Annotated in this window: 16 protein-coding genes; 8 read left to right on the top strand and 8 right to left on the bottom strand. The window is 64.0% G+C overall.

From position 1 onward, the window contains the following. Nucleotides 1–18: 18 nt before the first annotated feature. Nucleotides 19–7,896 (bottom strand): SdrD B-like domain-containing protein, encoded by a 7,878-nt coding sequence (locus tag C1725_RS07975; protein WP_146009188.1) that lies wholly within the window; start codon nt 7,894–7,896, stop codon nt 19–21. A 244-nt stretch (nt 7,897–8,140) separates the two neighbouring features. Here C1725_RS07975 and C1725_RS07970 point away from each other — a divergent pair, with 244 nt between their 5' ends. The 4 genes from C1725_RS07970 (at nt 8,141) to C1725_RS07955 (ending at nt 11,124) form a co-directional block, all read left to right on the top strand. Continuing rightward, on the top strand, nt 8,141–8,893 hold the full coding sequence (locus tag C1725_RS07970; protein ID WP_346026462.1) for an acyl-[acyl-carrier-protein] thioesterase: 753 nt from the start codon (nt 8,141–8,143) through the stop codon (nt 8,891–8,893). An 86-nt stretch (nt 8,894–8,979) separates the two neighbouring features. Then, nucleotides 8,980–9,183, top strand: a complete 204-nt coding sequence (locus C1725_RS07965; RefSeq protein ID WP_102411097.1) for a hypothetical protein — start codon at nt 8,980–8,982, stop codon at nt 9,181–9,183. A gap of 64 nt (nt 9,184–9,247) precedes the next feature. Beyond that, the gene (locus C1725_RS07960; RefSeq protein WP_102411096.1) at nt 9,248–9,805 is read left to right on the top strand and encodes a GNAT family N-acetyltransferase; all 558 of its coding nucleotides are present in this window, start codon (nt 9,248–9,250) and stop codon (nt 9,803–9,805) included. Nucleotides 9,806–9,819: 14 nt separating this feature from the next. After that, nucleotides 9,820–11,124: a CapA family protein gene (locus tag C1725_RS07955; protein WP_102411095.1), complete on the top strand. Its 1,305-nt coding sequence runs from the start codon at nt 9,820–9,822 to the stop codon at nt 11,122–11,124. Here the strand turns inward: C1725_RS07955 and C1725_RS07950 are convergent. The 5 genes from C1725_RS07950 to C1725_RS07930 form a co-directional block, all read right to left on the bottom strand. Next, nucleotides 11,114–11,767: a recombinase family protein gene (locus tag C1725_RS07950; protein ID WP_102411094.1), complete on the bottom strand. Its 654-nt coding sequence runs from the start codon at nt 11,765–11,767 to the stop codon at nt 11,114–11,116. The two genes, C1725_RS07955 and C1725_RS07950, sit on opposite strands and share 11 nt — an antisense overlap. A gap of 69 nt (nt 11,768–11,836) precedes the next feature. After that, entirely contained in the window at nt 11,837–13,645 is a 1,809-nt protein-coding gene (locus C1725_RS18975; RefSeq protein ID WP_146009187.1) for a SpoIID/LytB domain-containing protein, read from the bottom strand. A gap of 97 nt (nt 13,646–13,742) precedes the next feature. Further along, the gene (locus C1725_RS07940; protein WP_102411093.1) at nt 13,743–14,459 is read right to left on the bottom strand and encodes a gamma-glutamyl-gamma-aminobutyrate hydrolase family protein; all 717 of its coding nucleotides are present in this window, start codon (nt 14,457–14,459) and stop codon (nt 13,743–13,745) included. Between the two features lie 14 nt (nt 14,460–14,473). Further along, nucleotides 14,474–15,394, bottom strand: coding sequence for a 2-dehydropantoate 2-reductase (locus tag C1725_RS07935; protein WP_102411092.1), 921 nt, complete (start codon nt 15,392–15,394; stop codon nt 14,474–14,476). Then, nucleotides 15,391–15,936 (bottom strand): inorganic diphosphatase, encoded by a 546-nt coding sequence (locus tag C1725_RS07930; RefSeq protein WP_102411091.1) that lies wholly within the window; start codon nt 15,934–15,936, stop codon nt 15,391–15,393. Before C1725_RS07930 ends, C1725_RS07935 begins: the two co-directional genes overlap by 4 nt. A gap of 352 nt (nt 15,937–16,288) precedes the next feature. Here C1725_RS07930 and C1725_RS07925 point away from each other — a divergent pair, with 352 nt between their 5' ends. The 4 genes from C1725_RS07925 to C1725_RS07910 are packed head-to-tail and all read left to right on the top strand — an operon-like array spanning nt 16,289 to nt 19,477. Beyond that, nucleotides 16,289–16,519: a FeoA domain-containing protein gene (locus C1725_RS07925; protein ID WP_102411090.1), complete on the top strand. Its 231-nt coding sequence runs from the start codon at nt 16,289–16,291 to the stop codon at nt 16,517–16,519. Then, nucleotides 16,516–18,519, top strand: coding sequence for a ferrous iron transport protein B (gene feoB, locus C1725_RS07920; protein ID WP_102411089.1), 2,004 nt, complete (start codon nt 16,516–16,518; stop codon nt 18,517–18,519). Before C1725_RS07925 ends, feoB begins: the two co-directional genes overlap by 4 nt. Before the next feature lie 20 nt (nt 18,520–18,539). Then, nucleotides 18,540–18,704, top strand: a complete 165-nt coding sequence (locus tag C1725_RS07915) for a FeoB-associated Cys-rich membrane protein (RefSeq protein WP_102411088.1) — start codon at nt 18,540–18,542, stop codon at nt 18,702–18,704. A gap of 53 nt (nt 18,705–18,757) precedes the next feature. Beyond that, complete coding sequence (locus tag C1725_RS07910) at nt 18,758–19,477, top strand: NAD-dependent protein deacylase (protein ID WP_102411087.1); 720 nt, start codon at nt 18,758–18,760, stop codon at nt 19,475–19,477. Between the two features lie 60 nt (nt 19,478–19,537). Here the strand turns inward: C1725_RS07910 and C1725_RS07905 are convergent, their stop codons facing one another. Then, complete coding sequence (locus C1725_RS07905; protein ID WP_346026461.1) at nt 19,538–20,293, bottom strand: response regulator transcription factor; 756 nt, start codon at nt 20,291–20,293, stop codon at nt 19,538–19,540. Continuing rightward, nucleotides 20,271–22,049, bottom strand: coding sequence for a sensor histidine kinase (locus C1725_RS07900; protein WP_346026460.1), 1,779 nt, complete (start codon nt 22,047–22,049; stop codon nt 20,271–20,273). Before C1725_RS07900 ends, C1725_RS07905 begins: the two co-directional genes overlap by 23 nt. Nucleotides 22,050–22,196 lie beyond the last annotated feature (147 nt).

Genomic DNA, 22,196 nt, shown 5'->3' with positions numbered 1-22,196 from the left:
CGTTCCCTTTAAACGCCTTTATTGGAGGCCCACATCCACGCTGAGCAGCGTCTGCCCGGATTTCAGCACGAATACCTCCGTCTCCCCGTATCCGTCCCGAACGTCGGCGATGTCGCTGTCGATTTCCGGCAGACCCTGAACGCGCTGGGTAAACGTCCTGCCCTCGGGCAGGATGGCGCGCAGCACGTATCGTCCAGGCCTGAGATCCTTCATTCGGTAGCGGCCGTAGGCATCGCTCACCGCCGTCTGCGTCAGCGTCATCCCGCCGTCCGCCGAGACCGCGTACAGCTCCAGCGTTACACCCTCTACGAAGGGTTCCCCGTGATCCTGCAAGCCGTTTCCGTTTTCGTCCAGCCAGACCGTGTCGCCCAGCCGTCCGGGCAGTATGCCGCCCACGTCGACGTGCTGCTGCGCGTCGCCCATGGCGAGCGTCATTTCCGGCGTCGTTCCGGTCTGGCCGGGCACGACGAACACGTCCGAATTCTGTTCCGGCGCGTAGGTCGCGTTCTCCGTAAACAGGTAATTGCCCGGCAGCGTGAAGCGCACCGCGTAGGTGCCGGGACGCAGGCGTTCAAAGGCATACGTGCCGTCGTCGCCGACCGTCACGGCTTTCAGCATCTGCCAGCCGCCGTCCGTCTGAAGCATCAATTCTACCTTCGTTCCGGCAAGCACGGGCTCGGCCGCGTCGCGCACGCCGCCCACATCCAGATCTTCCCAGGCGCAACCGCTGATGGACGCGCCGGGCAGCGCCGGATAGTTCAGTCCGTCGATCGAGCAGCCCATGTCCAGCAGCATCTCCGGGCTCTCGCCCTGCGCGTCGTCCTCGTGCGCGAGGTTCAGCGATACCTCACGACCGAACAGATAGCCCGCCGGAAGCGCGATGCGCAGCCGGTAGCTGCCAGGACGCAGCGTTTTAAACGCAAACGCGCCCAGTTCGTCCGTCGTCTGCGAGGCGACGACCGTGCTGCCCTGCATCAGCTCGACGAGCACGCCGCCGAGCGCTTCCTCTCCCTCTGAAAGCTGCCCATCCTCGTTTCTGTCGATGAAGGCCATGCCCTCGATCGATCCGGGCTCGATCGCGCCCGCGTTCACGCCGGTCATGGAAGCGCCCATTTCCAGCTTCATCATCGCCGTCTCTCCCACGTCCGTATCCTGCTGTGGGACGAGACTGTCGCCGTCTTCCTGCGTCTTCGTGAAAATCTCGCCGCCCGGCAGGCGGATGCGCACACTGTAATTTCCCATGCGCACCCGTTCAAAGACATAGCGCCCATGCTCGTCCGTTCGGGTCTGCATCACGAGCGCGCCCGTCTCGTCCAGCAGCTCTGCCTGTGCGTCCGCGATGCCCGCCTCTTCGCGGTTCAGGCGCCCGTCATACTGGCTATCCAGCCAGACGGCCCCGCCAATCGAACCGACGCCGACCGCGCCGATCTGCATCTGCGCGGTGCGTCCGCTCTTGAGCGTAAAGACTTCGCTTTGTCCCTCCAGCGCGTCCGTCGTCAGGATCGCGCTCGTATTTCGTCCGTTCTCGGCTCTGCGGGCGAAGGCGTAACCCTCCGGCAGCGCCGCGCGCAGGCTGTAATCGCCCGGCATGACGTCGTCAAACCGCCACACACCCGATTCGTCCGTTCGGCTTTGCGCGACGCATGCGCCGCTTTCTTCGCTCCACAGGGAAACCTCGACGCCCGGCATGGCGCTCTCGACGCCCGCCGGCCTTCCGTCGTCGTCCGCGTCTATCCAGGCGGTTCCCTCGACCGCTGCGGGCCTCAGCGCGCCGAAGCGCACGTCCGTCCGCCGCTCGCCCATCGCAAGGTCAAAGCTCACGGTTTGCACCGCGCGCTCGCCTTCCGCGGCGACCGCACTGTCCCCGGCACGCGTAAGGACGTATCCGTCCGGCAGCGTCAGGCGCAGGGAGTAGACGCCCGGCATGAGGTCTTCAAAGGAGAATTCTCCCTTGCGCAGGGTCGTCACGGTCTGCACCGCACTCCCCGCCTCGTTCAGCAGCTCCACGACCGCCCCGCGTACCGCGCCTTCCCCTTCGGTCAGCACGCCGTCGAAGTCCTCGTCGTCCCAGACGAGGCCCGTTACGCCGCCCATGATGAGCGCACCCCAGGTCAATCCCTCGACGTCCTCGCCGTAGCGGACCTGTATCTCGCCCGTCATGCCCTTTTCCATCTCGACGCTTTCAAGCCCGCCCGTCGCCGCATACACGTATCCGTCCGGCAGCGTCAGGCGCAGGCGATAGCTTCCCGGGCGCACGCCGCCGAACACGAAGGCGCCGTCCGATACCGTCACGGTCTCGCGCGCCACGCGGTTCGTGTCCGCGTAAAGCAGCTCGACCTGCACGTCCGGCAACATCCGCTCAAACGCGCCCTGCGCGCCGTCGCCGTCACCGTCCTCGAAGATGCGTCCGCTGACGGTCGAAAGCGCCACCACGCCCGCGTTAATTTCCGCAAGGCTTCCGCCCATGGTCACGTTCAACAGGTCGGTGGTAGAGGAGTCTTCCTCCGTTCGCGGCGCGCAACCGCGCGCCTGCGTGCGGCTCGTACCGGAAAACGCGCATCCGTCCGCCGTGAAGCGCACGCGATAACGCCCCGGCGCCAGCCCTTCAAAGGCATAGGCGCCCTCCGCGTCGGAGAATGCCGCCGCCACAGACAGGCCGTCGGCGTCAAGGAGTTCGACCCCAACGCCCGCCAGCGCCGGTTCCCCGGCGTCCCACAGGCCGTTGTCGTCCGCGTCTGCGAAGACAGCGCCCCGAATGGAGCTCGAGATCATCGCGCCGATGTAGACCGCCGCGTCCTGCTGACCCATGGCGAGCGTAAAGGGCTCCGTTTCTCCCGTGGGCAGGGCGGACATCGGCACGCCGCTCACCACTGCTCCCTCGCGCTGCACATTCTTCGTCGTACGCCAGGCGTCCGGCAGCGTATAGGTCAGCACGTACGTGCCCGGGCTCACCGCCTCGAACACGGCGCGGCCGTTTTCATCCGTCTCCAGCGCCAGGGTTTGGGTGAGCGCGCCCGACTCGAGGCGCGAGAGGGAGAGGCGTACGCCCGAAAGCCCGCTCTCCGCAGAGCTCATGATGCCGTCGTACTGTGTATCCTGCCAGCACACGACCGTCATCGACGCCGGCAGCGTCGCGCCCGCGTCCAGGTGCTCGTGCTTTTCGCCCGCGGTGAGCAGGAAGGGCTGCGTCGTGCCGCTGGAGGTCACGGCGCCGTATACGTCGCTTCCTTCCTCCGCGTCCGGCGCGTACTGCGAGAACACATAGCCGTCCGGCAGCTCGAAGAGCACGCGGTACTTTCCGGCGCGCACGCGCTCAAACCGATAGGCGCCTGCCTCGTCCGTCCGGGCGGCCGCGGCCTCCACCGACTGCCCGTCTACGTCGCGAATCAGCTTTACGGAAGCATTCACAAGGCCGCGATCCGACGCATCCCGCAGACCGTCCGCATTCTCATCGATAAAGACGCGGCCTGAAATCTCGCCCACGCGCAGGAAGCCCGCCGTAAATTCCCGGGAAACCTCGCCCGCCTCGAGCGTCATCTCCCCCGTCCTCGCAAGCGACGCGTCGCCAGAAGCGGTCACGTCCGCCCCGCTCACCGCCGCGTAGCCGTCCGGCGCGTCAAAGCGCAGGCTATAGCGCCCCGGGAACAGGTCGTCCAGGTAGAACGCGCCCGACTCGTCGGTCGTGGTGTGCGCGAGCTCCAGGCCCGTTTCGCCGGTGAGCGAAACCCGCACGCCCGCGAGCGCCGCCTCAGACGCATCCCGCGCACCGTCGGCGTTCTCGTCGGCAAAGGCCACGCCGCGCACCGCCGCGCCCAGCAGCGCGCCGGCGTTCACGCAGGCAAAAGCCTGCCGCGCGTCGAGCGCGAAGGCATCCGAGCGTCCCTGTTCGTCGAGCTTCGCGCCTCCGCCCAGTCCGCCCTTTTCCTGTGTAAAGCGCCAGCCTTCCGGCAGCAGCACCTGCACGCGGTAGGTTCCCGGTGCAACGCCGTCAAATCTGTACGCGCCCTGCGCATCCGTCCGCGTTTCAAGGAGCGCCTGTCCATCCTCCGACAGCAGGGTTATCTGCACGCCCTGAAGTCCGTGCTGTCCCTGCGGCCGCATCCAGCCGTCGCCGTCCGCGTCGTCAAAAAGAACGCCCGCGACGGTTCCCGCGGCCTCCTTCGAGGCGCTCTGCGCCCGCACGGCTGAATCGCCGGTGGCACAGCCCGTCACCATATCGCTGTAGACCTGCGCTTCCAGGCTCCCCTCCCGCACGTTTTCGCCGCGCGCGTCCGCGTAGGTATAGATGCCCGTGCGCTGCGCGTTCATCTGTATCTGCGCGTCCTGCGCGCAGACGAGCGCCGCCTCTACCTCGATTTCGGGGGCGGTAAAGCCCGCAGGCACTTCCTCTGCGCCCGTCTTCAGGTCGATGTAGACGACGCGTACCGCGGTCACGCTGCCCGCGACGTCCGCGAGGGAAACCGTCGCGTCCCCCTGCGAAAGATCCGCCGTGCGCACGTCCGTCCACTGCCAGCCGCCGTCCGACAGCTGGTAGACGAGCCGCGCGCCCAGCGCGCGGCCGTCCGCGCTCGTAGGCTGAAGAATCCGCACCGCCTCGATGTCCAGCGTTTCCGTGCCGTAAATCAGCGCGCCTATGCCCTCGACGGGCACGGGGTTATCGCCCTGCGCGACGTTTTGCAGCACAAAATGCGCCCGCCCGTCGCTGCTTTGGAGCTGAGCCTTCAGTTCCCCGCCGAGCGTCTCGCCGATAGCGGCCGCGTTCTTCACGCGAACCGATGCAACGCTGTCGCCCGTCGCGACGTAGGAGGTAATTTCAAGCGGAATCCTCGTGTCGCTTACGCGCGAATCCAGCATATAGCCGTCAGGGGCTGCCTTCTGCACCAGAAGATAGGCGCCCACAGGCAGCGCCATAGCGCTCGTATACGTCCCCTGCGCGCAGGAAAAACTCAGCACGGGCTGCTGTCCCGGCTGCACGCCGGAGCCGCTTCCCGCGAGCGCGTACAGCTCGAATTCGCCGCCCGTGAGGGGCGCGTCCGTCGCTATGTCGGCCAAATCCACGCGGAAGAACCCGCGATCCGCCGTGCTGGTGATCGTGGCCGTCTGCGCCTGGCCCGGGTATACGACGACCTCGTGGTAGCCGTCATCCGCCAGATATCCCTCGGAGGAGCTCCCCTCGACCTCGCGCAGGTAATAAGAGGATCCCTCTGCGCGTGCCGGCAGGGAAAGCGCGGCGCGCGCGCCCGCCTCGATCTGCGCCGCCGTCGCGTTCGCGTAGATCACCGCCTGCGCATCCGCATCCGGATAAGGCAGATAATCGCCCTGTGCCGTACGGGTGTAGACGGCATATGCCGCGCCCAGCGGCACGCTGAACATCTGCAGGGCGCTGTTGAAGGTGATGCCCGTCTTGCTCACGGTGAGCCGCGCGTTTTCCTCCATGCGAAGGTCAAGGCGCAGAATTCGTCCCGCAGGCACGGTAACGGCGCGCTCGTCCGCGCGGCCATAGCCTTCGGGTGCGAGCGTCTGGCGAAGCACGTACGCGCCGGGCGCAACGTCCCTTGCGCGATACAGCCCCGCGCCCGACGCCGGCAGCTCGATCTCCGGCGCGTCCTCGTCCGGAATCCCATCGCCGTCTGCGTCCAGGATGAGCACATAAGCGGTCTGCGCGATCTGCTCCGCCGTCCACGTCCCCTCGAGCGCAGCCTCCACGCCGCCGTTTCCAACGCCGATTTTAAGTTCCTGCTCGCTCCGTTCTCCATCCACCACCGTGAACGTGAGCCCGCAGCCCGACGCTTCGGCACACGAAATCAGCGTCCCGTCCCTGAGCGCAAGGCGGTAGGTGCCTGCGGGCAGGCGCAGAGAAATAGCTCCCTGCGCATCCGCCTTGTACGTCACCGGCGCTTCCGTCGGATAGGGCAGGAAATCCTCCGTTTTTCCGGCGTCACCGTCCGCCTTCAGCGCGTAAAGCGACAAGCTTACGCCCGGCACGGGCGCGCTGACCTCTTCGCCCGCCGCGTCCAGTTCGGTGCGTAGCACCTGCACGGACAGGCCGCCCAGCTCCCTGTGCACCATCTGCGCCTGTACCGCGGGCCCCGGCTGCACGCTGACCCTTACGTCCTCGCAGGCCGCGTACCCGCCCGGCGCTTTTACGCAGGAGAGCACGTAATCGCCCTGCGCGAGCGGCTCCGACACCGCGCGTCCGTTTTCGTCCACCGCAAGCTCAGTACGGTTTCCCGCCGCATCGTACAGCGCGTAGACCGCGCCGCCGAGCCGCGCGTCCTGCTCGCTCAGCGCCCGAACGACGATGCGCGTGCGCGCGGCTGGCAAAGACAGCGTGTCCGCCTCCGTAGGCAGCGAGACCGCCAGACCGCCGGTCGCATAGACCGCGATGGCCTCCTGCCCGTCGTCCGGATAAAGGATGTAGTCGCCCTGCGGCAGCGTCAGTGTGAGCCGCGCGCGCTCGTCCGTCGTCAGCGTCATCGGTGCGCCGGTCGCGGCATCTACGACGGGGGTTCCCTCCGCATCCAGCACGGAAAGCTGGATGCCGGGCAGCTGGGTGCGCGTCTCCTGCCCATCCGGCTGCACCTGCGTGCCCACCAGGGTAAAGGTTTGTGTATACACCGGCAGCAGACGAAGCAGGATTTCCGCTGCCGATGCGTCAAAGATCGTCACTTTCGCCTGCGACAGAGGCATGTGTTCGCCGTTCACCGACACCTCGTCCGCGGGCAGCCAGCCCTCCTCCGCCTCGGATACCGCGATCGAGTAGGCGCCCGCCGGAACCGGTTCCGTGACGTTGCGTCCCGCCTCGACATCGTATGGACCATAGGTCTGTTCTTGGCCGACGAGCGTCACCGAAGCGCCTGCCCCGCCGTCAGCCTCAAGCTCGATCACCGCGCGGCCGCCCAACGCCAACGCCGTCAGCTCCACGCGCGTCTCCTGCTCGTCCGCGACGGCAGCCTCAAACGTCCGCTCTTCGAGCACATAGCCTGCCAGCTCGTCTTCCACCGTCACACGGTAGACCCCCGCGGACAGCGCGCAAACCGCGCGCCCTTCGTCGTCCGTCTCGACCTGCACCGTTCCTTCCGGGCCGGTGAGCGTGAGCGCAAGGCCGGTAAGCGGCACCTCCTGCACCGTCCCATCCTCGAGCGCCTCGCGCGTGACCGCGCGCAGCGAAAGCCGTCCCTTCTGGGGATGCACAAAGGAAACCCGGGCGCGCGAGGCGTCCGCTGCGGAAGCCATCTGCACCGTCTGGGCAAGCGCCACCGCGCCCTGCGGCGCTTCCGCCTCTTCCACCGCGTACAGACCGTCCGTCAGGCCCTCAAATGTCAGCAGGCCCTTGCCGTCGGTCTCCTTCTCCAGCACCGCCCCGTCCGGCGCGGTCAGGCGAATCTTCGCGCCCGCGAGCGCCGTGCCCGCCGTATCGGTCACCTGAACGCATATCTCGCCCGGCATGGCGTTGACGATTTCAAGCGCCGCGCCCGCCTCGACCGGCAGGTATTCCTCGTCCATGGGACGATAACCCGACGGCGCCGACTCCTGGTGGATGTAGAATTGCTGGCCCGCAGGCAGCGCAAAGCTCACCGCTTCCTCGCCGCTGAGCACGCGCATAGGCTCCTGCGGGTACAGCGGGTTCGCCCAGGGGCGCATCTGCCCCTGCGCGTCCTGCACGTATACGCCGAACGACGCGCCCGCGAGCGCGTCGATGGTCACGGGCTCGTCCGACTCCTGCGTCAGCGCAAGGCCGCGAACGGAAAGCAGCACAGCCTGCGAAGCCTCCGCGGTGCGCGCGGGCACGTACGCGTACGTGCCGAGCGACACCTCCTCTACAGCCGCCGTGGGAAGCGGCGACGCCAGCAGCGTTGCTGCCAGAAAGCTCGCCATAAGCCTACGTATGTTCACGCGAATACCTCCATATTCAGCCGCCGCAGAGGAGCAAACGGCCTGTGCAAAGCTCTGTATCGTAGACGCGCCAGGGTTTTTCCCTTCTCCGGCGCCGGATTGCCCAAAGGGCCTATTACCGTAAGAATAATAGTATCGCAAAGCGGTGGACTTGTCAAGGAAAGGACATTGTGGTATCGTTTATAGGATGTTCCGTCTTCTTTCCAAAAAAGCGGAACGATCAGCAAGGAGGCATGACCGGCTTATGCAGCCCTTTTACGAAACCAGCTTTTCTCTAACCGCGCGCGACGTAGATTTTATGGGCCGCTTCCGCCCCGGCGCGATCTTCACCCGCATGCAGGAGGACGGCGAAATTCACGCACACGCGCTCGGCTTTGGCCGCGAGGCGCTGCTTGCGCGCGGGCTCATCTTCGTGCTCGTGCGTGCGCAGCTTCAGATGGACGATTACCCGGTGATGGGCGAAACCGTGGTGCATCGCACCTGGCCCGGCAAGAGCAACCGTTTCTTTTGCCCGCGCTATCATACCTTTGTCCGGCCGGATGGCTCGCCGCTCGGCGCGGTCAGCACGCTATGGGCGGTCGTCGATATGGAATCGCGCGCCGTGCGCTCCCCGCTTACCAGCGGCATCGCCATGCCGGATACCAGCGCCCTCACCCCGCCGCTTTCCACGCCGGAGCGCGTGGAGCATCTTCCCTGTGCGGCCGTTACGCGCGCGCATGTGGCCGCTTATTCCGATCTGGACGTCAACGGTCACGTCAACAACGCGCGCTACATCGACTGGATCTGCGACAGTCTGCCCGTGGAAACGCTGCGCACGCACGCGCTGCGTTCCCTGCTCGTCAACTACGCGAAGGAAATCAAGCCGCAGACACAGACGATTTTGAGCCTTCGCGTCCGGGAGGACGACTTTTCCTTTCTCGCGCAGGACGAGGATGAGCAGCGCTTTTTCGAGGCCGGAGGCAGCTTCATGCCCTGGACGGACGGTCGCCGCTTCTGATTCCTGCATAAGCGCGCCCCGATCGCAAAAACTAAGCCCGCAGAGCAATCTGCAGGCTTTTCTATTTTATTTAAGGAGGAATCGGTATGTTGACCAGAATCGTTACGGTCGGCGCTTCACAGGATGCGGCGCGCGCACGGGCCGCGCTCGAGGGGCTCTCCGGCGTGCTCGCCGCAGACCTGCTCGCGGACGGACGCAGCATTCGCATGCACCAGGGGGATCGGCTCACCCAGGGCGACGTCATCGCCGCGCTGGAAAAGGCGGGCATCGGCGGCGCGCACATTCATTGACGCCGTCTATCCTTTGCGCTATAATGCACGCAAACCCATTCTTTCATATAAGGAAGGTCTGTGCATGACTGCGCTCTCTTACATCGGCGTCCCGACGGACGGGCGGGATCTGTCGGATCTCTTTGACATCCTCTGCGCGTGCCAGCACGAGTTCGTTCCGCCTCTGTGCACCCGCCAAAGCTCGACGCAGCAGGCCCTTGCGGACGGCCGTCCCATCGCCGGGCGGCCTACCGCTTATTTTGAGGAAATGCGCCGTCAGCACTTTATCGTCGGGCGAAATGAAGACGGACTGATGGTCGCTTTTTTGACGTTCAAGCCCCGTTATACCTGCCCCGCGCTCTCTCGTTATGGCGAAAACCTCTACATGACGACGGCCTGCGTGCTGCCGCCCTACCGCGGACAGGGCATCGTCAACCGCATGTATACCTTGGTGGAGGAGGAGCTTCCGCTCTCTCTGCGCACGGCCTACGTAACTACGCGCACCTGGTCTACCAACGCCTCGCAGATGCATTCCTTTCTCAAGCGCGGCTATGCGATTTGCGAACGCATTGCGGACGACCGCGGCAAGGGGATCGACACCGTCTATTTCGTCAAAAAAATAGCGCCGTCCGGTACGGCTTGACCAGGAGGCCGCTCATGCAAAAGCAAATGACGTTTACCGCGTCCGGCGACGCGCTGATCGCCCGGCGCATGCCGGAAAACTACCCGGGGTTCCTCGAAATCTCCCGCTTTCTCCGGCGCGGCGCTGCGCGCATGACCAACCTGGAGACCACGCTCACGCGCGGGGGCTGTTATCCCTCCGCCTTCTCCGGCGGCACGTGGCTGACGTCCGATCCTGCCGTGCTCGGCGACCTGCTTTCCTATGGATTCAACCTCGTCGGCTGGGCGAACAACCATACGCTCGACTATGCCGTGCCCGGTCTGCTCGAGACCCGGCGACATCTCTGCGAAGCGGGCGTCCTGCATGCGGGCGCAGGGGAAAACCTGTACGAAGCGTCCCGTCCCGCTCTGCTCGATACGCCGCATGGCCGCGTCGCTTTTCTGTCCATCTGCTCCACCTTTGATTCCAGCGCTCGCGCGGGAGAGCAGAGCTTTGCGCAGCCCGGCAGGCCCGGCCTGAATCCCCTGCGCCACCAGACGGTCTACACCGTGACGCCGGAGCACATGCGCGCGCTGCGGGAAATCGCCGGCGGCACGCGCATCAACGCCTACGATGAGGCGATGGTGCGTCAGGGCTTTCGCCTGCCCGCGCCGCATGGCTTGTACGCCTTCGGCGACCTGCTCTTCGAGGAGGGCGACGCCGAGGGCAAGCGCACGCTGCCGCATGCGGGCGACGTGGCGCGCACGGTAAAGTCCATTCGCGAGGCGCTGACGGACGCCGACTACGCGGTCGTGATGGTCCACTCCCACGAAGTGCGCGGCGCGTCGGACGAGGAAACGGACGACTTTGTCGAATCCTTCGCGCACAGCTGCGTCGACGCGGGCGCCTGCGCCGTCGTAGGCGGGGGCACGCACCAGCTCAAGGGGATCGAACTGTACAAGGGCCGACCTATCTTCTATTCTCTGGGGAACTTTACGTTTCAAAATCAATCCGTCCGGCTCGTTCCGCCGGACTTCATGGAAATGTACGGCCTGCCCGCTTCCGCCAGCGCGGCCGAGGGGCTGGCTGCGCGCCGCGAAAAAGCGACGGGCAGTCTGCAAAAGAACGTCTGGGCCTACCGCAGCGTGCTCCCGTTCTTCGCTTTCGAAGACGAGCGCCTTGCGCAGCTTGCGCTGCTGCCCGTGTCGCTGGGTGAGAACCTGCCCCGCCACCTCTCTTCCTGGCCCCGTCCCGCCGGGCCCGGCGAGGCGGAGGGGATCCTCTGCTATCTTCGCCGCGTCAGCGAGCGCTACGGCACCTGTTTTGAGATGCGCGAAGGGCTGATCGAAGTCATCCTGTAACCCGTTCCCCTGCCGCAAGCTGCTCTGGCGCAGCGGCAAGGGTTTTTTCGTTTTGGCGCTTAGCCCAGCGTCTGAACGTCTCGTGCGAGACCCCCAGCGCCCTCGCCGCCACACGGATGGACGCCTTGCCCTCGCGGAAGCGGTCGTACCACTCGTAAAACGCCGAGGGTATGGGAATCGGCGGGCGGCCAAATCTCACGCCGCGCAGCTTGGCGGCGGCGATTCCCTCCGCCTGGCGCTGGCGAATGTTCGCGCGTTCGTTTTCCGCGACGAAGCTGAGCAGCTGCAGAACCACGTCCGCGATGAACGTGCCCAGCAGATCCTTGCCGCGTCGCGTGTCGAGCAGCGGCATGTCCAGCACCACGATGTCCACGCCTTTGTCCTTGGTCAGGATGCGCCATTGGTCGATGATCTCGTGATAGTTCCTGCCGAGACGGTCGATGCTCTTGATCACGAGCAGATCGCCCCGGCGTAGCTTGCGCAGCAGCCGCTTGTACGCCGGCCGGTTGAAGTCCTTGCCGCTCTGCTTGTCCAGCCAGATATGCTGCTGCGGCACCGGAAAAGCCTCCATGGCAATCAGCTGGCGATCCTCATTTTGTTCGCGCGTCGACACGCGGATGTACCCGTAGACTCTCTGCTCCATCCTGAATTTACCTCCTTCGTATAAAAAACGGGGTCAGGCTCGGCGCCTGCCCCCGCATTCTGTCGCAGCTTACTTCCCACTGTCTTCCTCTCGCCCCAGATATGCTTCCAATACATATCCGTCGGCCGTATCCGTCTTGACCTCAACCCATCCGTCCGCATCCGCTACGCTTCTGAGCACGATCAGCCGCTGCCCCTTCACCATGCGCATGCGCACGTCGCTGTCCATGTTCGGCTCCACGCGCAGGTTCAGGGTCGAGTTATCCTCGATGTTGCTGACGACCGCGTACCAGGCACCCTCCGGCAATTCCTGGGTCACGGGCATCATCGTCGGCCTGGGCGTATTCGTCGGTTTGGGGGCTGGGGTCGAGATCAGCTCCACGTTCAGCGTCGGCAGGGGAGCCGGCGCGGCCGTACGCACGCTCAGCTCCATGCCGGGATAGTAGAATTTGAGGATCTCTTCGTAGCTCTTGCCGTACTGCTTGGCCATCCACTCCGCGCCCCGCTGGCTCATGCCGACGCCGTGTCCGTACCGCCGCGCCTCGATTTCAAAGGCGCTATCCGTCTCCTGGATGGTCCAAAGCTCGTTTTGATCCTTGTTGATTGAAAGCCGCATCGCCTTTTCCGCGTCCGGGAAGACGGAGAGCTCGACCTCGATCGCCTCGTCCAGCGCCTTGAGGTCGCCCAGCGCGGGCGTAGGCGACGGGTTGGGCGTACCGGATGGCGCCAGGGTTTCCGCAGGCGCGGCGGTGGCAAACAGGTCGTCGTCTTCCTGCGCACTGCTCCCCGCTTCCGGCGCAGGGGTTCCCTTCGTCCCCGCGAGCACCTCGCGGGCCGAAATTTTAAGCGTAAGCGTAAGCTTGGTCATCAGGCGCGAGGGCGCGTCAAACATCGGCGTATGGAGGCTCGTCGCCAGCACCTCGTCGATTCGCACGTTCTCTGCCGCCGTGTCCAGCCCCTTCGCCTCGAGCTGCTCGCTCAATTCCGCGGCAATCAGGGCGTGCAGCGCCTCGCCGACGCCCCGGCTTCCCGGTTTCTTGGCGATCGCGTAGCGGCGCACGACGCTTTGCGGGTTTTCCAGATCATACGGATCCTCGTTCATGGCGATGTAACCGTAATCGCCTTCGCCCGACCAGACGTGCTCCACCAGCTCTGTCTGCCCGCCGTTGCTCGCGGAATAGTAACACTCCGCCAGCTTGCCCTTGTAGTAGCCGCACACGCCGCGCGTCTGTTCCACCGCGGCGATCGCGTTCTGATAGGCGCTGTTCCTGCCCTTATATACCTGGTCGTTCGTCGTGTCTACCACGTCGTAATCGCGCTTTGCGCCCATCTTTCTGAGCACATACGTGCGGGCGGTGACCGCCTGGGCCTTGAGCGCTTCCAGCGGGAAGCTGTCGCTCATCTCGTAGGGCACGACGCCCATCAGATAATCCTCCACGTCGATGGTGAGCACCGGACGAATGACGCCGTCCGACGCGGTCAGCAGCAGGTCTCCCTCGTACAGGTTCGCACCGCCGCCGAAGCGCAGGCCGTTTTCCTCGCCCTCGCCTGCCGCGTGACGGATGAAGGCGATCTGCCCGCCCATGTTGACCGTCATGCCCTGGTAGTGCAGGATCAACTGACCGTTTTTCAGGACCACCGACACGCCCGTGCCCCGCTCAAACGTCAGCATGTCGTTCTCGCCCGCAGCGTACACGCCGTCGAACCGGATGTCCATCCGATCCGATATCTTCAAACGGCTGAGCAGCACGCGCACGCGGCTTTCGGCTTCCGCCGCACGCGCGGCCGGCGCGACGCCTGCCGGCAGCAGGAACGAAAGCGCGCATTGCAGCGTGACGAGGGCGCACAGCGCTGCGCGCAGGATTCGGGACTTTTTCATTCTCAAATCTTTCGTCTCTCCTTTTCGCCTTACGCATGCGCAAGGGTTTCACTCCTACTGACGAATCAAAAAAGCATTTTGTTGAATCTTTTTTCTGTCAGCCTCGTTCCCCTGCACGGGCGATGAGGTGCGCAAACAGCGCGCGCTGCGCCGCATCCTGCGCAAAAAGCTGCTCCGGGTGCCACTGCACGCCCAGCACGTCCTTCCTGTCTGCGAGGGATAGCGCCTCGATCACCCCGTCCCCGCTCCTGGCCTCCACGACCATGCCGGGCGCCACATCGCGAACCGCCTGATGATGCACCGAATTGACCGAAAGCCGCGCCTTGCCGGTGACGCGGGCCAAGAGCCCGCCCGGCGTCAGCTCCACCTCGTGATGCGTCCGGTCATAGGGCTCCTGCTGACGGTGCCGCCCTTCCTCGATGCCAAGCTGCGAGGGGATATCCTGATAGATCGTGCCGCCCAGAGCGACGTTCAGCACCTGGACGCCGCGGCAGACGGCGAGCACCGGCCTGCCCCTTCGCACCGCCGCGCGCAGCAGCGGCAGCTCGAACGCGTCGCGCCGGGGAGAAACCTTACCGCAGCACGGATGCGGCGCTTCCCGGAAATAGGAAGGAGCGATGTCCCCGCCGCCGGAAAAGAGGAAGCCGTCAAAGCGCTCCGCCAGCAGCTCCACGTCCGCTTCCGCCATGTCCATACCGAGCAGCAAGCCGGTGCCGCCCGACGCGTATACGGCCTCCATGTAGCGCGCGTTGATCTTATAGTAGCCGGTTTGCTCATCGTAGTCCGGCGTGATGGCAATCAGGGGTCTTTTCATGCGCACTTCCCCCGTCAATTCCGCTGTGCGGATTTTTCTTCCATCGCGTGCACGAGGCACACCATCAGCGCGTGCGAAGGCGCGGCGACGCCCGCCTGCTCTGCGGCGCGCAAAACCGCGCCGGAAATCGTATCCACCTCGGTGCGGCGGCCGTTTTTGAGGTCCGCATAGATCGACGTGAATCCGGCTGGCGCGCTGCTTACGACCGCACGCACGTGCGAGAGAACCTCCTCGCAGCGAAAATCCTGTCCCTGCGCGCAGGCGACGGCAACCGCCTCGCGCACGAGGCTTTCGACCATCCCCCAGCCCCATGCACTCGACAGCAGGAAGCCCTGATGAACCTGCAAAACGCCGCTGACGACGCTGGAGGATGCGTTGATGAACAGCTTGTCCCAGATGAGGCGGCGGATGTTGTCGTGCAGCATGGTCGCAAAGCCGCAGGCCTCGAACGCATCCTTTACGCCCGCAAGCGCCTGGCTGTCGCCGTAGGCGAGGCCGAGGTTGGTCCTTCCCCCGCCGCCGTGGCTGATTTCGCAGGGCGAGAGCACGGAACAGTTGTGTTCCGTGGTGCCGATAGCGATGTGGTCGCGCGCCGCGTAGGGCGCGAGAACCTCCTCGTGGCCCGCGCCGTTTTGCAGCGTCAGCAGGTACGTGTCCGGGCCGATCAGTCCCTTGTTCTTTTCAAGCGCGTCGCGGCTGAACATCGCCTTGGTGAAGAGGATCACCAGATCCATCCTTCCAAGGTTAGAGGAATCCGTCACGCATCCGGGATAATAGACGGCCTTCCCCTCCTTCTCATGAATGGTGACGCCGCGTTCGCTGATGAGCGCCGCCTTTTCCGGGCTGCGATCCACCAGATAAACCTCGTTTTGGCGCGAGAGATAGCCGCCGTAGAGCGAGCCCATCGCGCCCGCGCCCAGCACCGCGATTCTCATGCCTTTTCCTCTCCCTTGACGTACTTTTCGTTATAGCGCTCGATCGCCTGCGAGATGGCGCGCACCGCGTGGTCGCGGTCGGTTGCCTGGCGCACCACCGTCTCCTTGCCCTCCAGGCTCTTGTAGACCGTGAAAAAGTGTCCCATCTCCTCCAGCACGTGGGCGGGCAGCTGGCTGATGTCGAACATGTAGTTGTAGTTCGGGTCGCCCAGCGGCACGGCGATGATCTTCTCGTCGCGCTCCTCGCCGTCCACCATCTCGATCATGCCGATCGGGCGGCAGGAGACGAGCGTCAGCGGCTCGATCGCCTCGCTGCACAGCACCAGCACGTCCAGCGGGTCGTCGTCCTGCGCGTAGGTACGGGGAATGAAGCCGTAATTGGCCGGATAATGCGTGGAGGTGTACAGCACGCGGTCGAGCTTTAAAAAGCCCGTCTCCTTGTCCAGCTCGTACTTGTTCTTGCAGCCCTTCTTGATCTCGATCACCGCCACAAAGCGCTCCGGCGTGATCTTATCGGGGGATACGTCATGCCAAATGTTCATAAGCCGCTCCTTCTCTCCGTGCGAAGGCCTTCTCCTCCGCACATCTGCTTTGCCGTGCCGCGGCGTTCACGTCCGGATCTTCTCGCCGCGCGGCGCGCGAATCGTCAAAGCACACCCCGGATGTGAAACCCCGCCCATTTTTCTTCCTTTTTTCAGCGTTTAGCAACTTTATTTATACACGTAAAAGACCCATGCGTCAAGCGTTTTCGCCTGATCGCGTTCCTGCACAGAAAACAGGCCGTATTTTCTTACGAGTTACCCTTGACAAACATTCTGCAGATGTCTATGATAGTATCCGGCATAGGCGCATAGATTTGAGGAGAAACGTTAGGAAAGAGAAGGGGGATTCATCATGACGCTCGACCAGCTTCCCATCGGCAAATCCTCCCGCATTATCCAGGTCGGCGGCGAGGGCGCGCTGCGCTGCCGTCTGTTGGATATGGGGCTCACCCCGCGCACCCGGGTAACCGTCAGAAAGGTCGCGCCCATGGGCGACCCCATCGAGCTGATGCTGCGCGGCTATGAGCTCACCATCCGCCTGGAGGACGCACAAAAGATTGAGATTGAGGAGATGCGCGCATGATCTTTGCATTGGCAGGCAATCAGAACTGCGGCAAGACGACGCTGTTCAACCAGCTGACGGGCTCCAACCAGCATGTCGGCAATTTCCCCGGCGTCACCGTCGAGCAAAAGAGCGGCATCATCCGCGGCCACAAGGACATGACCGTGGTGGACCTGCCCGGCATCTACTCCATTCGTCCTTACACGTCCGAGGAAATCGTGACCCGCGACTTTTTGCTGAGCGGGCACCCGGACGGCATCATCAACATCATCGACGCGACGAATATCGAGCGAAACCTCTACCTCACGCTTCAGCTGATCGAGACGGGCATCCCCATGGTGCTCGCGCTCAACATGATGGACGAGGTGCGCTCCAATGGCGGCTCCATCGACGTCAAGGCGCTGAGCGCCGAGCTGGGCATCCCTGTCGTCCCCATCAGCGCCGCGAAAAACGAGGGTATCGAGGAGCTCATCAGCGAGGCGGAGCGCACGGTGCGCGAGCGCGTCGTCCCCAAGCGCGTGGACTTCTGCTCCGGCGCGGTGCATCGCTGCATTCACGCCATCACCCACCTGATCGAGGATCATGCCCAGCGCATCGGCGTGAACCCCCGCTTTGCCGCCACCAAGGTCGTTGAGAGCGACGAGCCCATGCTCAAGGCGCTTGAGCTCAACCAGAACGAACTGGACATGCTCGAGCACAGCATCTCCGAAATGGAGTCGGAGGTCGGGCTCGACCGCAACGCCGCCATGGCCGACATGCGCTATACGTTCATCGAGCAGCTCTGCGACAAGGCGGTCGAAAAGTGCCACGAGAGCCGCGAGCACCGGCGCAGCGTCGCGATCGACAACGTGCTCACGCATAAGGTCTTCGCGATTCCGATCTTCCTGTGCATCATGCTGCTCGTCTTTTACCTCACGTTCGGCGTCATCGGCGCGGCGCTGAGCGATCTGCTCAGCCTGGGCATCGACAGCCTGACGAATCTGACGGACGCTGCGCTCACCGCCTACGGGCTCAACCCCGTGGTGCATAGCCTCGTCATCGACGGCATCTTCGCGGGCGTAGGCAGCGTGCTTTCCTTCCTGCCCATCATCGTGACCCTCTTTTTCTTCCTCTCCATCCTGGAGGACAGCGGCTACATGGCGCGCGTCGCCTTCGTCATGGATAAGCTGCTGCGCAAGATCGGCCTGTCGGGCCGCAGCTTCGTGCCGATGTTGATCGGCTTCGGCTGCTCGGTGCCCGCCATCATGGCGACCCGCACGCTTTCCAGCGAGCGCGACCGCAAGATGACGATCCTGCTCACCCCCTTCATGAGCTGCAGCGCGAAGCTTCCGATCTACGCGGTCTTCTCCGCAGCCTTCTTCCCGGGGAAGGAGCCGCTGGTGATGATCGGCCTGTACGCACTGGGCATGGTCGTGGGCGTGCTGGTGGGTCTGCTGTTCAAAAATACCGCCTTCCGCGGCAATCCCGTGCCCTTCGTCATGGAGCTGCCCAACTACCGCTTCCCCTCGCTGCGCTCCGTCGCGCTGCTGATGTGGGATAAGGCCCAAGACTTCATCGAGCGCGCCTTCACCATCATCTTCGCGGCCACGATCATCATCTGGTTCCTGCAGACGTTCGACATGCGCCTCAACGTCGTCGCGGACAGCCGGGACAGCCTGCTCGCCGCGCTCGGCCAGTGGATCTCGCCCATCTTCGCGCCGCTGGGCTTCAGCGACTGGCGCGTTTCCACCGCGCTGATCACCGGCTTTACGGCCAAGGAAGCCGTCGTCAGCACGTTGGCCGTCCTGACGGGCACCAACATCGCGGGCCTGGCCACGGCGCTCGCATCCCTCTTTACGCCGCTGACGGCCTTCAGCTTCCTCACCTTCACCCTGCTGTACACGCCCTGCGTCGCCGCCATCGCCGCCGTCCGGCGCGAGATGGGCTCGCGCCGCGCCGCCGTCTACGTCGCGCTGATGCAGTGCGGCATTGCCTGGCTCGTCGCTTTCCTGCTCTACCATGCCGCGCTTCTGATTTTCTGAGCGCAGCCTGAAAGGAACGTATGAATCTACTCGACCTTCTCATTCTCCTGGCCGTCGCCGTCGCATTTTTCTTCGCTCTGCGCGCGTATCGCCGCGGCAAGGGACGCTGCGGCGGCTCGTGCGGAGGCTGCCCCTATGCGGGCAGCTGCCACAGCGTTCATAAGAAAGAGCGCGCGGACGACTGAAGCTTTCGTCCGCCCTCTATGCGGGCGGCTTTTGCCGCCGAAGGAGGCCTATAATGCCTGATGCACTTCAAACGCTCTCCGGTTGGGTCAGGGAAAGCCGCTCCATCGTCTTCTTCGGCGGGGCGGGCGTCTCCACCGAAAGCGGTATCCCGGACTTTCGCAGCGTCGACGGGCTGTACAGCCAGCATTACGCGTATCCACCCGAAACGATCCTCAGCCATGCGTTCTTTCTGCGCCATACGGAGGAATTCTTTCGCTTTTACCGTGAAAAGATGCTCTTCACAGACAAGCAGCCCAACGCGGCGCACAAAAAGCTCGCGCTGTGGGAGCGTGAAGGAAAGCTTAAGGCCGTCGTCACGCAGAATATCGACGGTTTGCATCAGATGGCAGGCAGCCAAAATGTGCTGGAGCTGCACGGCAGCATTCACCGCAACCACTGCGTGAAATGCGGCCGCGCCTTTCCGCTCTCCTTTGTCCAGGAAAGCAGGGGCATTCCCCGCTGCCCCTGCGGCGGCGTCGTGAAGCCCGACGTGGTGCTCTACGAGGAATCGCTCGACGCGGACGTCATCGACCGGTCGGTTGCTGCGATCGCGGGGGCGGACATGCTCATCGTCGGCGGCACCTCTCTGACGGTCTATCCTGCGGCCAGCTTCATCGATCTGTATCGGGGAAGCCGTCTCGTCCTCGTCAACAAAGGACAGACGCCCAAGGACGGCGCCGCAGACCTCGTCCTGCGCGAGCCCATCGGCGAGGTGTTCGCACAGCTCCCCTGATCTAAGAAGGTCATAAGGAAAGGGTTCCCGTCTCATCGCGGGAACCCTTTTCCTATGGCGTTACTGCGGCGCATCCTTCTGCCGCTTTCCGCTCCTCCGCCGGTATTCTCCGGGCGTACAGTTCCAGTAGCGCAGGAACGCGCGGTTGAAATTCTGGGGCGTGTGATAGCCAAGCCCCAGCGCCACCTCGTTCGTCTTCCTGCCCGAGCGCAGCAGGTTCCCCGCCGCTTTCATCTTCTCGTCGGTAATGTAGGCGGAAAAGCTCTGCCCCGTCTGCTGCTTGAAGAGCTTGCTGAAATAGCTGTAGCTCAGGTTCAGCTTGTTCGCCACCAGCGACATGTTGATCTCCTGATCCAGGTGTTGGCGCACGTAATTCTTCGCCCAGGCGATGGGCTCGCTTGCGAGGTCGTCCTCCGGCTGCGTGGGTGGGGAATCGCGCCGGGCGGCGGCCTGTTCGATGACCTTTTGCAGGGTCTGCTGCATTTCCTCCTTGCTGAAGGGCTTCAGCAGAAAGTCCACCACGCCCAGCTTGATGGCCTGGTGGGCGTATTCAAAATTCGCGTAAGCGGTCATGATGACGCTCAGGATCTTCGGATTGGTCCGCTGTATTTCCGCGATCAGCTCAAGCCCGTTCATGTCCACCATCCGGACGTCCGTCAGGAGGACGTCCACCTTGAAGGCCTGTGCATAGCTCAGCGCTTCCTCCGCCGAAAAGGCGATCTCTACCTCCTGAAGCGCCTCAAAGCGCATGTCCCGTATCCGCGCCTGCATCCCGCGGCAGGTCAGCTCGTCGTCATCCACGATCAGCAGCCGCATGCGCATCCTCCCCTTTCTTTTCATTCGCAGCCCCCACGTCCTGCGCGTACTTGAAGGAGACGCTTACCCGGGTCAAGCCAGGCCGGGAGGTGATCGTCAGCTCCGAATCCGGTCCGTACAGCAGCCGTATCCGCGCGAAGACGTTTGCGAGGCCAACGCCGCCTCGGCTCTGCGCCTCTTTACTGTGAATGTCGAGATTTGCCAGCTTCTCTTCGGAAATCATCGCGCCGTCGTTTTCGATGTCAAAGTGCGCCCACGCGCCCTCGATGGAGCCGCTGACGACGATGTGCAGCTGCCTGTCCCCAACGATACCGTGCTGAATGGCGTTTTCGCAGATCGGCTGAAAGAGAAAGCGGATCAACAGCATGTCGTCCGGCAGGTTGTCCGTCCTGAATTCCAGGGAAACGATGTCGTGCTTGCGCATGTTCATGAGCTGCACGTAGCTGCGGGTGTTGTCTCGCTCCTCCTCGAGCGTGGCTGTGGCCTGCTCGTTCAGGTTATAGCGCAGCAGCTTGCCCAGCAGGGTGATGGCCTGCGAAAGCAGCTCCCTCTCCACGCCGAGCTCCGCCGTCATCTGAATCCAGTTCAGGGTGTTGAACAGAAAGTGCGGGTTCACCTGGTACTGAAGCGCGAGGCGAAGGGCTCGCTTTTCCGCCTTTTCGTGCTTGATTCGCTCCCGCGCCTCCGCCTGAAGCTGGCCCATCAGGGAATTGAACGACACGATCAGCTGCCCGATTTCGTTTTCCCCCGGATCCGGAAAGGCGATGTCGAGGTTCCCCTCTCGCACCTGCTTGGTGAACGCCACGGCCTGGTCCAGCCGCTTTTGGATTGAGCGCAGAAACGTCCAGGTAGCCAGCAGGATAAACAGGCTGCTTGCAAGCCCTGCCAGCAGCTGCGGAATGCCGCTTTGAAGCGCCTGCCGCATGATCTTCCCGCTGTCTATGCCCATCATGAGCCGCACGCCCAGCGCGTCGATGGATCGGGTAAGATAAAGCTTCCCGTCCGCCATCTGGCGTCTCGCTCCCGCGTCCAGTCCGTCGGGCAGCGCCGGCGCTCCGGCGCTTTGATAAATGGCACCGCCGTCCCCCAGCACGTAGACGTCCCCGTCAAAGTTGGGAATATCGACGGCAGAAAAGAGCTTTTCCTTCGCGACCCCGCACTTGAGTACGCCCGCGCTCTGCCCGAGCCCCGAAATCACGCTGCGGTAATAGCAAAACATTTCGCGGTTGCTGTCCGGGAAGATGACGGTGCTGGGCGGGTAGATCATGCCCATGCCCACCCATGCGTCGCTTCGGCCGCTCTGCGCGAACGCCTGATAGTCCGGTGTGTCCAGCGCGCTGTTCAGGTTCAGCAGATACCAGTAGCTGACAGGCACGCGCTCGTCCCGGGCGAAGAGCACGATGTTCGCCTCCAGCGGCGACAAAAAGGCGCGGGACTGCGCCAGCGCCTCCTGCACCTCATTTTGCTGCATGATGACCCGGCTGTATTGGCTCATTCGCTCGTCCGTCAGAAGCTTGAGCACGTCCCGGTTAAACGACAGCACTTCCACGATGTTTTCCACCATGGCCGAGCTGTTCCTGATGTTCTCGCACGCCATGCCGAGGATGGCATAGTCGTCCTCTACCAGCGTGTCGTAATACCGTCCGGCCGCCGTCCCGTACAAAAAGATGGACAGCACCACGGACGGCACCAGGATGACGAGCGTGAACCACAGCATCATCTTGCGGGCCAGGGAGTCCCTGGGAAATCCGGGCATTTCATCCATCTCCTGACTTAAGGTGGGGCGGGCCGGGCGGACGCTCCCGGCCGCCCCCTTGCGGCGGCACGCCGCGCGGATGAAGACAGCCCGGCGGTGACGCACCGGGCTGTCTTCATCCGCGCCGGAGTCCGAAGACCCCGGCGC

Source organism: Beduinella massiliensis (genome assembly GCF_900199405.1).
Taxonomy (GTDB): Bacteria; Bacillota; Clostridia; order Christensenellales; family Aristaeellaceae; genus Beduinella; species Beduinella massiliensis.
Note: the sequence above shows the minus strand (reverse complement) of the source record. Positions and strands in the feature narration are given on the sequence as shown.

Excerpts from the sequence above, each read along its gene's own strand:
- C1725_RS07970 (WP_346026462.1), top strand. The coding sequence starts at position 8,141 with ATGCAGCCCTTTTACGAAACCAGCTTTTCTCTAACCGCGCGCGACGTA.
- C1725_RS07965 (WP_102411097.1), top strand. The coding sequence starts at position 8,980 with ATGTTGACCAGAATCGTTACGGTCGGCGCTTCACAGGATGCGGCGCGC.
- C1725_RS07960 (WP_102411096.1), top strand. The coding sequence starts at position 9,248 with ATGACTGCGCTCTCTTACATCGGCGTCCCGACGGACGGGCGGGATCTG.
- C1725_RS07955 (WP_102411095.1), top strand. The coding sequence starts at position 9,820 with ATGCAAAAGCAAATGACGTTTACCGCGTCCGGCGACGCGCTGATCGCC.
- C1725_RS07950 (WP_102411094.1), bottom strand. The coding sequence starts at position 11,767 with ATGGAGCAGAGAGTCTACGGGTACATCCGCGTGTCGACGCGCGAACAA.
- C1725_RS18975 (WP_146009187.1), bottom strand. The coding sequence starts at position 13,645 with ATGAAAAAGTCCCGAATCCTGCGCGCAGCGCTGTGCGCCCTCGTCACG.
- C1725_RS07940 (WP_102411093.1), bottom strand. The coding sequence starts at position 14,459 with ATGAAAAGACCCCTGATTGCCATCACGCCGGACTACGATGAGCAAACC.
- C1725_RS07935 (WP_102411092.1), bottom strand. The coding sequence starts at position 15,394 with ATGAGAATCGCGGTGCTGGGCGCGGGCGCGATGGGCTCGCTCTACGGC.
- C1725_RS07930 (WP_102411091.1), bottom strand. The coding sequence starts at position 15,936 with ATGAACATTTGGCATGACGTATCCCCCGATAAGATCACGCCGGAGCGC.
- C1725_RS07925 (WP_102411090.1), top strand. The coding sequence starts at position 16,289 with ATGACGCTCGACCAGCTTCCCATCGGCAAATCCTCCCGCATTATCCAG.
- feoB (WP_102411089.1), top strand. The coding sequence starts at position 16,516 with ATGATCTTTGCATTGGCAGGCAATCAGAACTGCGGCAAGACGACGCTG.
- C1725_RS07915 (WP_102411088.1), top strand. The coding sequence starts at position 18,540 with ATGAATCTACTCGACCTTCTCATTCTCCTGGCCGTCGCCGTCGCATTT.
- C1725_RS07910 (WP_102411087.1), top strand. The coding sequence starts at position 18,758 with ATGCCTGATGCACTTCAAACGCTCTCCGGTTGGGTCAGGGAAAGCCGC.
- C1725_RS07905 (WP_346026461.1), bottom strand. The coding sequence starts at position 20,293 with ATGCGGCTGCTGATCGTGGATGACGACGAGCTGACCTGCCGCGGGATG.
- C1725_RS07900 (WP_346026460.1), bottom strand. The coding sequence starts at position 22,049 with ATGCCCGGATTTCCCAGGGACTCCCTGGCCCGCAAGATGATGCTGTGG.